The 12,516-nt window shown below is 61.6% G+C and carries 13 protein-coding genes; 4 read left to right on the top strand and 9 right to left on the bottom strand.

The window, feature by feature from the left end:
* Nucleotides 1–28: 28 nt before the first annotated feature.
* Complete coding sequence (locus R1T45_RS06775; protein WP_317390463.1) at nt 29–847, bottom strand: sulfotransferase family protein; 819 nt, start codon at nt 845–847, stop codon at nt 29–31.
* On the opposite strand from R1T45_RS06775, the gene R1T45_RS06770 reads away from it, so the two are divergent.
* The 3 genes from R1T45_RS06770 to R1T45_RS06760 all read left to right on the top strand — a co-directional run bounded on the left by R1T45_RS06770 (nt 756) and on the right by R1T45_RS06760 (nt 3,215).
* On the top strand, nt 756–953 hold the full coding sequence (locus R1T45_RS06770; protein ID WP_260012847.1) for a hypothetical protein: 198 nt from the start codon (nt 756–758) through the stop codon (nt 951–953). The genes R1T45_RS06775 and R1T45_RS06770 overlap by 92 nt on opposite strands.
* Nucleotides 954–1,016: 63 nt before the next feature.
* Nucleotides 1,017–2,594, top strand: a complete 1,578-nt coding sequence (locus tag R1T45_RS06765; protein WP_120349953.1) for a DUF5928 domain-containing protein — start codon at nt 1,017–1,019, stop codon at nt 2,592–2,594.
* Nucleotides 2,595–2,702: 108 nt separating this feature from the next.
* Nucleotides 2,703–3,215 (top strand): PepSY domain-containing protein, encoded by a 513-nt coding sequence (locus tag R1T45_RS06760; RefSeq protein WP_317390462.1) that lies wholly within the window; start codon nt 2,703–2,705, stop codon nt 3,213–3,215.
* Between the two features lie 115 nt (nt 3,216–3,330).
* On the opposite strand, the gene R1T45_RS06755 is transcribed toward R1T45_RS06760, so the two are convergent.
* The 3 genes from R1T45_RS06755 to R1T45_RS06745 form a co-directional block, all read right to left on the bottom strand.
* Nucleotides 3,331–5,841, bottom strand: a complete 2,511-nt coding sequence (locus R1T45_RS06755) for a cation:proton antiporter (protein ID WP_317390461.1) — start codon at nt 5,839–5,841, stop codon at nt 3,331–3,333.
* A gap of 76 nt (nt 5,842–5,917) precedes the next feature.
* Nucleotides 5,918–6,547 (bottom strand): DUF1523 family protein, encoded by a 630-nt coding sequence (locus R1T45_RS06750; protein WP_120349950.1) that lies wholly within the window; start codon nt 6,545–6,547, stop codon nt 5,918–5,920.
* A gap of 128 nt (nt 6,548–6,675) precedes the next feature.
* Nucleotides 6,676–7,464, bottom strand: coding sequence for an alpha/beta hydrolase (locus R1T45_RS06745; RefSeq protein ID WP_132444073.1), 789 nt, complete (start codon nt 7,462–7,464; stop codon nt 6,676–6,678).
* A gap of 91 nt (nt 7,465–7,555) precedes the next feature.
* Here R1T45_RS06745 and R1T45_RS06740 point away from each other — a divergent pair, with 91 nt between their 5' ends.
* Nucleotides 7,556–9,031, top strand: a complete 1,476-nt coding sequence (locus R1T45_RS06740) for an NAD-dependent succinate-semialdehyde dehydrogenase (protein ID WP_317390460.1) — start codon at nt 7,556–7,558, stop codon at nt 9,029–9,031.
* A gap of 58 nt (nt 9,032–9,089) precedes the next feature.
* Here R1T45_RS06740 and R1T45_RS06735 read toward each other — a convergent pair whose 3' ends face one another.
* The 5 genes from R1T45_RS06735 to R1T45_RS06715 all read right to left on the bottom strand — a co-directional run bounded on the left by R1T45_RS06735 (nt 9,090) and on the right by R1T45_RS06715 (nt 12,476).
* Entirely contained in the window at nt 9,090–9,347 is a 258-nt protein-coding gene (locus tag R1T45_RS06735) for a DUF6525 family protein (protein WP_317390459.1), read from the bottom strand.
* Nucleotides 9,348–9,362: 15 nt separating this feature from the next.
* Entirely contained in the window at nt 9,363–10,037 is a 675-nt protein-coding gene (locus R1T45_RS06730; protein WP_317390458.1) for a metal-binding protein ZinT, read from the bottom strand.
* Between the two features lie 186 nt (nt 10,038–10,223).
* Nucleotides 10,224–10,778 carry a hypothetical protein gene (locus R1T45_RS06725; protein WP_317390457.1) on the bottom strand — a complete coding sequence of 185 codons (555 nt, stop codon included), beginning with the start codon at nt 10,776–10,778 and terminating at the stop codon, nt 10,224–10,226.
* 247 nt (nt 10,779–11,025) lie between these two features.
* Nucleotides 11,026–11,496, bottom strand: coding sequence for an Hsp20 family protein (locus R1T45_RS06720; RefSeq protein WP_067631156.1), 471 nt, complete (start codon nt 11,494–11,496; stop codon nt 11,026–11,028).
* 149 nt (nt 11,497–11,645) lie between these two features.
* On the bottom strand, nt 11,646–12,476 hold the full coding sequence (locus R1T45_RS06715; RefSeq protein ID WP_120349946.1) for a trypsin-like serine peptidase: 831 nt from the start codon (nt 12,474–12,476) through the stop codon (nt 11,646–11,648).
* Nucleotides 12,477–12,516: the final 40 nt, after the last annotated feature.

The following is a 12,516-nucleotide window of genomic DNA, read 5'->3' as shown; positions in this document are numbered from 1 at the left end:
CCCCCGCCCCGGTGCAAGATGCAGCCGCTCAGTCACCCAGTTTGGCGTGCACCTCATCAAGATCAATCTCACCCACGGGCAGCTTGTTCCCCGGATCGTCGAAGTCATATTTGAACAAATCGAAGTCGCGCTTATAGATCTCGCGCATCAGATGCATCGACAGATCGTCAAAGTAATCCTCGACCGGATGCGCCCGCTTGGGCCCGTGGCCCTCGCTTTCGTTGAACCGGGGGATCGCCGCCAGATCAACCCGATGCGGCGTGTCCACGGCATCGAGCACCTGCTGCATGCCGTCGTTAAACTGCTCGGTCCAAAAGATATTATCGTAGGTGCCACCGTTGATGATGAAGGTGCTGACGTGCCCCGACACCGCAGACCAGTGAATGTCCGGGTCCATCGGCCGCCGCCAACGAATGGTATCACGCGCAAACAGCAAGAAACGCCGGAAACTCGCGATCTGGTCAAACTCCTGTTTGCCATCATCGCCGCCCACATCGATCCCGTATTTCTGAACCAACAGCGGCACCAGATTGCCGCGATACCGCCGCCCATTGCGTTGGATGCCGCAAATCTTGTCAAAAAAGGACGACAGGACCCGCGTGTAGGGATTGCGCACGCAGGTAAAGGCATAGGACTTGCGCGCCGTCACATTATCGGTGATCGGCCCCTGCGATGCATCCAAGGCCCATTTGTGGATGCCTGCCTTGGCATCATGGATGTCGCCGTCAAAGAATTCGCCATGATCGGAATAAAACATGATCTGCCCGATGGTCGAACAGGCGCATTTGGGCACCACCCGGTACACCATGCTCTCGCTCTCCGTCATCCATGTTCCGGGAAAACCCATGCTCACTCGCCTCCTGCTGGCGCTGACTGTTTTAAGCAACAATCTGGCCTTCGCGCAAAAAAGCAAAGAAATGCTGTTTATTCAATCGGTCTTCACGATTAACTAGGTAAGTGATCCACGACAAAAGGCCGATGCAAGCGGGCCGCGACAAGGACATTCGGTATCCTGCATGGCGAAAATTGCCTATATCCTGCTGTGCCACAAGGATCCGGAGGCTGTTATCCGGCAGGCCGAGCGGCTGACCGCCGTGGGCGACTATATGGCGATCCACTTTGACGCTTCCGCCAGTGCCGAGGATTACGCCCAGATCACCGCCGCCCTTGGCGACAACCCCAGCGTCACCTTCCCGCGCAAACGCACCCGCTGCGGCTGGGGTGAATGGTCTTTGGTGCAGGCCACGCTGGATACGCTCACCGCCGCACTGCAAAGCTTCCCCCGCGCCACGCATTTCTACCTGATGTCCGGCGATTGCATGGCGATCAAATCGGCAGAATACGCGCATCAGTTTCTTGATGAGAATGACACCGACTTCATCGAAAGCGTGGATTATTTCGACAGCGATTGGATCAAGACCGGCTGGAAAGAAGAGCGGCTGATCTATCGCCACTGGTTCAACGAGCGCACACAGCGCAAGCGGTTCTACGCGATGTTCGAGGCCCAGAAACGCCTTGGCCTCACCCGCAAAATCCCCGCCGACCTTCAGGTGCAAATCGGCAGCCAATGGTGGTGCCTGCGCCGCCGCACCATCGAGGCGCTGATGGCATTCACCCATCGCCGCAGCGACGTGATGCGCTTTTTCCGCAGCACATGGATCCCGGATGAGACCTTCTTTCAAACCCTCGTGCGCCATCTGGTCCCCGAGGCCGGAATCTCCAACCGCAGCCTGACCTTCCTGCTGTTCTCCGACTACGGCATGCCGGTCACATTCTACAACGATCACTACGATCTGCTGCTCGGTCAAAACCACCTCTTCGCGCGCAAAATCAGCCCCGAAGCGCTGGACCTCAAACGCCGCCTCGGCCTGCTCTATGCCGCCCAAGGCGTGCAATTTCAGATCAGCGACGAAGGCCGCAGCCTATTCGACTTCCTCACCGCAAGGGGCCGCATCGGCCGCCGCTTCGCCCCCCGCTTTTGGGAGACCGAAGCCAGCCTTGGCCGCGAGCGTGAATTGCTGATCATCCTCGCCAAGAAATGGCATGTCGCCAAACGGCTCGTCGGTCGAATACGTCAGGAAACCGGCCTCCCGGCGGTGGACTTCCTCTTCAACGAAGAAGACACCCCCCTGCCCGATCTCGGCGGCATTCAAACCTCGCTGGAAAAACGCACCCGCCACCGGCGCGCCTTGATGCGGATGCTTTATGACTACTACGACAGCAGGCGGCTGATCGTCTGCATTGATACATCCAACCTCGACCTGCTGCGCGATTTCGCCTCAGATCGCGCACAGGTGCGCATGCTCGAAGTCGAATGCAAGCTGACAGATGCCTATCTCACCGGCCACGCCCTGCGCATCGGCCTGACCGGGGAACAGACCTCGCAGGAAAACCTCTCGCGCCTGCTGCCTACAATCCGGGGGAACATGCTGCATGAGGTCGACCAGATCCGTGACGCGCAGTTTGAAAATTATACGCGCCTCTCTGAATACGCCGACACCGAAACGAACGCCGCAGCCCTCGCGCGTTTTCTCAACGTGAGCGAGGACAAGGCCCGCGCAATCGCCCAGAGCGACAACCTCTTCGCGGATTAACGCAGGCCTCCCTGCCCCATGGAACACCCCGCTTTGCCAAGCGTTGAACCGCGAACGCCGTCCCCTAATTGGGGCCGGCAAACCGCAACACATTTCATGAGGTTTCCCATGCCACATAAGTTCACCGCCCTCGCCGCATCGCTCCTGATCGCCCCCACTGCGCTCTTTGCCCAAGAAACCGCCCCAGAGGCCGAGCGCGTCAGCATGTCCCAAGCCATCAAAGCCGCGCAAAGCAGCATCGACGGCGGCGTGCTGGAAGCCGAGATCGAAACCGAAGGCGATGCGCTGGTCTATGAAATTGACCTTGTCCGCGGCGAGGCTGTCTACGAAATCACCGTCAACGCCGCCACCGGCGAGGTGATCTCGCAATCCGAAGAACAGCTCACCAGCTTCCTCAGCGGCCTCTTCCAAGAAGATGAACTGCGCGCCGCTGGCACCTCCCGCGATGTGCTGATGAAAGCGCTGGCCGAACTCGAAGGCCAAGACGGCACGAGGATCGAGGAACTCTCGCTCGACGATGAAGATGACCGCATGGTCTATGAGGTCGAACTGACCGATGCGACAGGCGAACGCGAGGTGCTGATTGACGCCTCCACCGGCGAAATCACCCAAGACGACTAACCTCACCCCAAGGTGCGGCCGCCCCTACCGGCCGCACCCCCCCTATCTTCATCCTTTTTCAAATACCGCTGCGCAACACCGGCCCCAAACACCCCGTCCGCGATTGCCAAGCAGCCTATCCAGCCCCGCCCCCCGAAATCAAATCCACCGGATCGATGCCGCGCTTTTCTGCGCTGGCCCGCACCGCGTCGCGCAGGGCCGCACTCCGTTCCAGCAGGCGGCGAAAGCGGTCTTCGTCCAGCACCAAAAGCGTTGTCGGTGCGATGGCGCGGACGTCCACCCGGCGCACACGGTTCGTCAGGATCGCCATCTGGCCAAACATCTCCCCCCGACCCAATCGCCAAGTCTGACCTGCACTTTCCAACTCGACCGCGCCCGAGGCGATGAAAAACACGCTGCGTGCAGGGCTTTCCTTGTGCAAAACCACATCGCCGATATCTACATAGCGGGTTTTGAGCACCCGACCGAGCCGTTTGAGCGCGCCCTCACCCAGATCCGTAAACAGCGGAAACTGTTCGATAAAAGCGCCGCGCCGCACGGCAAGGTCAAGGCCCGGACGCCCCTCTGCCGCCGTGCGCCGCGTGGCCAATTCCTGAATCAGCGCGGTATAGACCTCGGCCCCGAACAGCCCGTCTTCGCGCATCAACGTGTATTCGCGTTCTTCCAGCCGCAGCGCTGTACGGCGGATGAAACGCCGCTCAAGTTCCTCGGCATAGCCCGGATACTGCAACCGCAGCCCCTCTAGCGCGGTTTCGATGCCTTCGATGCGGCGCGCCAGCAGATCGTGCAGCAATTCCGCCACCCGCCGCCCGTGAATCCGGCGAATACGCCCATCAATAAAGGTGCCCAGATCGCGCAGGATCAGCCGCTGCGACAGCAGCATTTCAAAGCGGTCCGCCGTCATCCGCGCCAAGGGCCCCGAAACGCCGTAGCGCCCGTGCAGCACCGCCGCCGCGCGAAAGGTGCGCCCATAGGCCACGCTGCGCCGCGCCGCGCGCTGGTACCCGCTGCGGCCTTGGGTCCGCGCCCCTTCGATCAGCCGATCCGCATCCGAGAGCACCAGATCAGCCATCCGGGCCGAGATCGTCCGCTCCCGCACCCGCGCGAGGATCGTGTCGCGCTCGTGCCCTGCCAGCGCGATGAGACCAAGCGCGATCCGGTCCCGGTCAAGGATATCGGTCGCCTCCTCCGCGGTCTTGACCGCCGTCTCAAGCCGTTCGCCAAAGCGTTTGGCTTCGGAGCGCACGATATCCCGGTTCAGATCATAATTCTCGGTCGTTTGGGCCACGTCTTCGCGCACGGTCTGCAGGGCCACGGCGATCACCTGCCGCGACAGCGCGTGATCGATGGGCGACAGTTGATCCAGCCCCAGCCGCCCGATGATCCAACGCAGCGTCGTACCTTGGGCCAGCAGGGTGAACAGCGTAAAACCGGTGGCCAAGATACCCACGATCCGCTGGATATCATCCGGCACCCGCACGCTTTCCGTCACCGCCAGCGCCAGCGCCAGCGTGACCGCCCCGCGCAGCCCACCCCAAAGGATCGCCGCGCGGTACGGCCGCTCAACTGGCGGAGAAAGCTTTGCCGCGGTCAGCAAGGGTAGCAGACCAAAAAGGATCACCGCGCGTGCGAAGATGGCAGCCATCACAACCACGGCAATGAGGAAAAAGTCCTCTAGCCGGACTTCCTCCAGCAGACGCGGGATCAGCAGGGCAGCGAGGATAAAGATGAGCGCCCCCGCCCAATGGGCCAACACATCCCAAAGCTCACGCAGGTTGGTCAGCGCCTGCGGCGGCAGCCGTCCCGGCGCGGTCAGGTTCAGCGTCAGCCCTGCCGCGACCACGGCGATCACCCCAGACGCACCAACGCTTTGCTCCGCCACGATATAGGCCAGATAGGGCAACGCGACCGAGATCGACTGCTGCGCCAGTTCGTGCCGTGCAAACAGCGCCATCACCCAAACCGCGATCCGCGCGCCCAGCCAGCCCACCAGTGCCCCGCCCGCGATCAACATCGGAAATTGCGCAAGTGCGCTGCCCAGTTCCGGGTCGGGAATGCCCAGCATGACATAGCCCATGAACAGACCGAAAAGCGCGATGGCGGCGGCGTCGTTCAGCAGGCTCTCACCCTCAATGATCCGCGCCAACCGCCGCGGGGCCGAGATCGAGCGAAAGATCGAGACCACCGCCGAAGGGTCCGTCGTCGAAACGATCGCCCCGATCAGCAGACAGGCCGCCAGCGGAATGGCACTGACCCAAAACAGCGCATAGCCAATGCTAACGGTTGCCACCACCACGGCCACCACGGCCAGCACGAGAATGGGCACCCAGTCATCCACCATGCGCCGCAGGTTCATCCCCAGCGTCGCCTGAAACAAAAGCGTCGGCAGGAAGACATACAGGAAGACGTTAGACCGGATCGGCAGCCCCAGAATGGCCGCCGCCATTGGATTCAGCGCATCCGTCAGATCGGTGCGCAGGAAAAAGATCGCCGAGGCCCCGATGAGGATCCCCACGACCGCAAGGATCACGCTGAATGGCAGTTGCAACCGCGCGGCAAAGGGTTCCGCCAAGCCGATAACGACAAAGAGCGACGCAATGATTGTGGTGACGAGGATGATGTCCATATAGGATGGAATACCAGAATTTAGCTGAATGCGGGACGCTACCTGCCCCGCTCAGCGTTTACAGTTCTTGGTGAGGTTACTTCCGCGCGCGTCGTTCGGCACGCCACCGGGCAAAGCGCCCTCGGCGCGCGGCGAAGTCATCCTCGATCGCCTCGATCCTTGGGTCCAACCGCGCGCGACGGAACCGCCGCCAGCGCACCCAGATGGCATAGAACAGGGCCGCCACGAGGGTCAGCACGATGATGGTCACAAAGGGGATACCCTTGCTCGCCTCCGGCCCCTCGACCGCGCGGAGCGAGATGGCATTGGGGTAGATCGACAAAAGCTCACTGCGCCAACCGTAATGTTTCAGCGCATAATACTGCGGCGCGCCGGTGGTGCTGCGGGCATCCGCCGCCTCGGCCTGAAGGTTGGCGGTGTCGAATTTGAAATAGGGCGGCCAGCCCCAGCCGGTGTCTTCGTTGCGGTAAACCATGACATCGCCCTTGGCGCGGCGGGTCTGGATGAAAAAGACATCGCGGTTGACCGCTAGCCCGGCACTATCCGTCGCAGAGCCGGCCCAGAAGATCGAACTGTTGCCGAAGTCGATCCGCTTTTCATAGGTGTCCGTGACGCGGACGATATCGGTCTGCGGCAGGGTATAATGGAAGAACGCCGCCACCAGCACCCAGACGGTCACCCAGAACACCCATTTAACGATTCTCATCTTCGGCCCTTTCAATTGCGTCGCGTGGCCGAACAGGGGCCTTTGCCCCTCTGACATAGTGTTTCTGCGGCACTGCGGCAAATGCCTTACGTGCATTAACGCAGGGCATCTGCCGTAAAATTTGGGGCTTAGCTGCCCAATAGCGCTTTGGTCAGGTCGCTGTCCGGCTCGGCCAGCGGGTCGATCACGTCAAAATGGTGCTTGCCCTCGGCCACGACCTGTTTCGCACCCCAACTGCGGGCGAAATTCTCGGCCTGCTCAAGGAAGGCGGGCCGCTCCTGAGCGCCCACCCAGACGGTGACATCAACGCCGTGCGGCGGGGTCATGTTCATCGGGCTTTCGGCCTCGGCCTCGGCCTCGTCCAGCCGCAGGGTGTCGTTCATCTGGGTCTGTAGCAGCGGGGCAAGGTCAGCCACGGGCGAGATCGGCACGATCCGCGTGATCCGGTCGCGCACCTCGGCCCCGAGCAGCAGGGGGTCGGTCATGCGCGCCACCAAATGCCCGCCCGCCGAATGGCCCGACAGAACGATGGTGCCCTGCGTGCGGTTCGCCACTTCGGTCAGCGCAGCGGCGATCTGCGTGGAGATCTCAGAGATACGCACATCGGGGCAAAGGTCATAAGACGGCATCGCCACGGCATAGCCCCGCGCCAGCGGACCGGCGGCCAGATGCGACCAATAGCTCTTGTCGAAGGCCTTCCAATAGCCGCCATGCACGAAAACCACCGTGCCGCGCGAGACGCCCTCGGGCTGGAAGAAATCGAACTTCTGACGGTCCGAGGGGCCGTAGCGCACATTCAACTGCGCCCGCGCCCCCAATGATGCGCGGAATGCCTCCGCCTCCTTTTCCCAGCGGGGCGGAAAGCCGTCGGCCCCGTCGATATAGGCAGCATTTGCATAGGCGTCATCTAGCATCATTTGGGTCTCCCACCCCGGATTTGATCAAACTGAACTGGACAATCATACTCGTTGTTGCTTTGGAGGCTATAGAGAATAGCGGAGAGATGACATGACTGATGCTAAGACGGATCTGAAATCACTGCTGAAAGACCCCAGCCTGCTTGAAACCCGCGCCTATATCGGTGGCCAATGGGTCGACGGTGAAGACGGCACCTTTGACGTGACCAATCCCGCGCGGGGCGATGTCATCGCACAGGTCGCCGACCTCAGCCGTGCACAGGTCGCGGGTGCGATTGCCCAAGCCGAAAAGGCGCAAAAAGACTGGGCCAGCTGGACCGGCAAGGAACGCGCGGCAGTGATGCGCAAATGGTTCGACCTGATGATGGAGAACCAAGACGATCTGGGCACCATCCTGACCGCCGAACAGGGCAAACCGCTGGCCGAAGCCAAGGGCGAGATCGCCTATGGCGCCTCCTTCATCGAGTTCTTCGGTGAAGAAGCCAAGCGCGTCTACGGCGAGATGATCCCCGGCCACCAGCGCGACAAGCGCATCATGGTGATGAAGCAGCCCATCGGCGTTGCCGCTTCGATCACGCCGTGGAACTTCCCCAATGCGATGATCACCCGCAAGGCGGCCCCCGCGCTGGCGGCGGGCTGTTCCTTCGTGGCACGTCCGGCGGCTGAGACACCGCTCTCGGCCATCGTCATGGGTGTGCTGGCCGAACGTGCGGGCATTCCGGCGGGCGTGTTCAACGTGCTGCCGTCGTCATCGTCGTCTGCCGTGGGCAAGGAGTTCTGCGAGAACCCCGCCGTGCGCAAGCTGACCTTCACCGGCTCCACCGAAGTTGGGCGCATCCTGCTGAAACAGGCCGCCGATCAGGTGATGAAATGTTCGATGGAACTGGGCGGCAACGCGCCCTTCATCGTCTTTGACGACGCCGATCTTGATGCCGCCGTCGAAGGCGCGATCATGTGCAAGTTCCGCAACAATGGCCAGACCTGCGTCTGCGCCAACCGGATCTATGTGCAGGCGGGCGTCTATGACGACTTCGCGGCCAAGCTGAAGGACCGGGTGAGCAAGATGAAGGTCGGCGACGGCCTCGAAGAGGGCACTGACCTTGGCCCGCTTATCAACCCCGAAGCCTCGGACAAGGTACGCGAGCACATCAAGGATGCGGTCGACAACGGGGCCGAGATCATTTTAGGTAACGCCAAGGACGACATGGGCGGCAACTTCTTCGGCCCGACCATCGTGACCGGCGTGACGCAAGACATGAAGGTCGCCAAGGAAGAGACATTCGGCCCCCTCGCGCCGCTGTTCAAGTTCGACGATGTGGACGACGTGATCGCCATGGCGAACGACACGATCTTTGGCCTTGCCTCCTACTTCTATGCCAAAGACCTCAGCCGTGTGTACAAGGTCGCCGAGGCGCTGGAATATGGCATCGTCGGCGTGAACACTGGCATCATCTCGACCGAGCTTGCGCCCTTTGGTGGGGTCAAGCAATCCGGCCTTGGCCGCGAAGGCAGCCACCACGGGATCGAAGACTACCTTGAGATGAAATACGTCTGCCTGTCGGTCTAAGCACCTGAGACGATTGATAGAACGGGGCGTGCCTAGGGCGCGCCCCGTTTGTTTTTGCTCAGTTCTGCAACCGGTCCTGCGCCAGCATCCGGTGCTCTGCGCGGCTTAGGTGGAGGGCGGCCCCCACCGCATCGCCTTCGCAACGCTGCAAGGCCCGACACCACAGCCGATGGGCTGACTGCGGCGACCATGGCAGCGCCGCCTGCGCCAGCCATGCCCTAAGCGGGGGCGGCAATCGGTCATAGGCCGCCATCGGATCCCCCTGACGCCGCCGCTGTTTCAGCCCGCTTCGCAGGTTTCGCTTTCTGCCAGACATGCTGGATGGCCGCCCTTAATGCGCTTGCATATCCGCCGCGATCTCAGACGCGCTCATCTCGGCGGGGAAATAGGTCGGCCAATTGGTCAACTCTTTCAGCACTTCGGCGCGATCGTCACCCCAATAGAGGTGGTAGTGATCGGCCTTTTGCGGTGCGATGATGTGGTCGCTGAACTGGATAAAGCCCGGCGCTTCGGCATCGCCACCCTCTTTGGCAAAGACATAGCGCACGCCGCGGTTGCCCTTTTCGTAGGTCAGCACTTCGTAGCCATCACTGGCATAGCGCCCCTGCACCGGATCACCGTCCCGAAAGAAGGTCACGGCGTTGCCCTCGATGGTGATGCGGTTCACATCCGTGGCATAGCCTACATCGTAATAGGCTTTGTACTCCGCCGCCGTCTTGTCGCTGTCTTCGGCCTTGTGCTGCATCACCTCGTCCAGCGCGCCCTGCTGCAAGAGCGGGTAGACCGATTGCCATTCACCCGCCCAATCCGACAGGGGCCGGTCCTTGATCTGTGCGTCATCGAAATAGCCTTTGTAGATGTCGTCTTGGCCGTGGGCGTGGTCATGCGCATGGGAATGACTGTGGTCATGCGATGCCTCTTTCGTATCGGCGAAGGCGGGGGCCGAAAGGGCAATGCCAGCGCTGAGCGTCAGAAAGAAAAGCGGGGATGCGGATGTGTGGGGCATGTCGTTCTCCGTGATGTAACGCGGGTCATGATTCGATATGTTATATCATAACTATTGCGAGGTACCCGCCCCCCAAGACATTTGCAAGCCGACAAGCACCCTGCCCCGGCACATAAAAAAGCCGACAGCACTTTCGTGCTGCCGGCCTCCGGGCGGGGGAGAGAAACGCCCTGGGAGTGACCCGTCTTAGTTGGTCCGGGTCTGCGCCGCGCTGCCCGCATTCACTTGCTGGGTCAGGGCTGCGGCGAATTCTTCGCCTGTCATGCCGATGAGCAACTGGCCTTCGGCGTCGACATCTTGGTCGATCTGCACGACTGCGCGGTCGCTATCGGCGGCGAAATCATTGGCCAGATCGATGGAATAGCGCACAGAGCCATCGGCCTGTGGTTCCGCATTGGAAATCGTGCCGATGACAGTGTCGTCCGACGCGACGGCCACGGTGCTGCCATCCAGCGCGATATCGACATCCGTGTCGCTCTCGCTCGGCATTGTCTCAGCGACCCGGTCTTCGACGTTCAGATCGGTGTCGGCCGAGATGGCGCTATCGGCGCCCGCCGCGACACCAGCACCGGTCGCAGTGTCGGCCATATCGGCGCCTACACCGGCGTTTGCTTCGGCATTCACATCAGCGCCAACGCCGACATCGGCGGTCTGAGCCTGTGCAGCAATCGGGGCGGCCATAAGCGCCGTGACAGCCGTGGTCAGGGTCAGCTTGCGTAGGGAATTTGCATAGTTAGTCATGGTTCTTCCTTTCATTGCGCGTGCGGTACTCTGCACGCTGTTGCCCGAGCACGCCTGCCCGGTCCCCCACTCAACCCGACAGCTTTCGCATGGTTTCCCCCGCCCTGCTGCGCAGCAGAAAGCCGCCGTTTTCGCGCCCCACCTTCGGCAGATATTCTCCCACGAAGGGGCCCCCTCAAGCGCCGTTGGCAACAAAAAAAGGCCCGCTGGATAGCGGGCCTTTATAAAGCTCGGCATGGAACCGGGCTTAGTTCACGGATTTGGCGTCAACCACGTCTTTGTCGATCGACTTCACCTCGGAAGAGATGGCGATCTGGCGTGGTTTCAGGGCCTCAGGCACCTGACGCTCAAGCTCGATATGCAGCATGCCGTTGGCATGGGCCGCGCCGATCACCTGAACGTGGTCCGCCAAATGGAAGCGGCGTTCAAAGGCGCGGGTGGCGATGCCACGGTGCAGGTAGGACTTGGCCTCATCCTCATCAGCCTTGCGGGCCGAAACGATCAGCGCCTTCTCACGGACTTCGACGCTCAGGTCGCTGTCGGAGAAACCAGCCACGGCGATCGAGATGCGGTAGGCATCGTTGTCGAGCTTTTCGATGTTGTAGGGGGGATAGCTGGGGGTGGCCCCATCATTTGTCAGAACCCGGTCCATCATATTGGCGATCTGGTCAAAACCAACGCTGGAGCGGTAAAGGGGTGCGAAATCAAAACTACGCATGTGTTCATCCTCATCAGTGAGCGATTGACATATCGGGCCTTCCACCATTGGACAGACCCGGTTTTTCAAGTGCCGAAGCCCTATTGAGGCACCTCGGCAAAGCTCATGTGGGATGGGTTCTGCGCGCTTTCAAGTCTTGGGCCACAGATTTACGGGCGGATGAATTTCGCCCCGGTGCCACGCTCTTCTCCGACCCGGATGCGTTTGCCTGCCGGGTTGGAATCCAGAAACACACCTTTGCCCGCCACCAGTTCCGCTTGCAGCAACGCCAAGGGCGCGCCCAGAGCGGTGCCAAGGGATACCTGCGTGCCCTCGACCTCGGCCTTGGCCGAAACGACTGAGACGATATGCGCCTCACCTGCGACAATGCTAAAGATCGGCGCGCCGCTGGAGCCGAAATCGACCGCGCAGGAGGTCACCAGTACCCCCTCCTGCTGGGCCAGCACCTTGCAGACCTCTTGCAAGGACGGCGCCTCGGCCCGGTCGCGGGCATAGCTGACCACGCCCACGCTGTCGCCGGGACGCGGACGTGCGGCGGTGCCAAAGGGCCGGATCGTCGTGTTGCGGATGGGGCGGGAGAGTTCCAAGAGCGCCAGATCGTTGCGCACCCGGCCCGAGGAGACCTCACCATCATAGACGTAGTCGGGGTGCACCACGGCGCGGCGGATATCGCGGTAGGCACCGGCGCGGCCATTGCGCCAACCGGCAAGGAATTGCACCTCGCCATGGTCGATCCGGGCCTTGGTTTCGCGGTCAAACAGGCAATGCGCGGCGGTCAGCACCAGACGCGGAGCGATCAACGTGCCGGTGCAAAACCCGGTGCCGCCGATGTCGAGACGGCCCACGGCCTCCCAAGCGGCGGCGTCCACACCGTTGTCAAGCGCCTTGAGCGCACTGTCTTGGGCCAGCGCCGCCGTGGCGAGGGTAAATACGCCGAGAATAGCCGCCAACAATTGTCGCAAAATGCACCTCAAAACCATGTCCACTTTGGCGGATATAGGGGAGTTGCGGCGAAAATAC

This window comes from Sulfitobacter sp. LC.270.F.C4, assembly GCF_032922545.1.
GTDB classification, from domain to species: domain Bacteria; phylum Pseudomonadota; class Alphaproteobacteria; order Rhodobacterales; family Rhodobacteraceae; genus Sulfitobacter; species Sulfitobacter profundi.
This window is presented reverse-complemented; position numbering and strand designations above follow the sequence as displayed.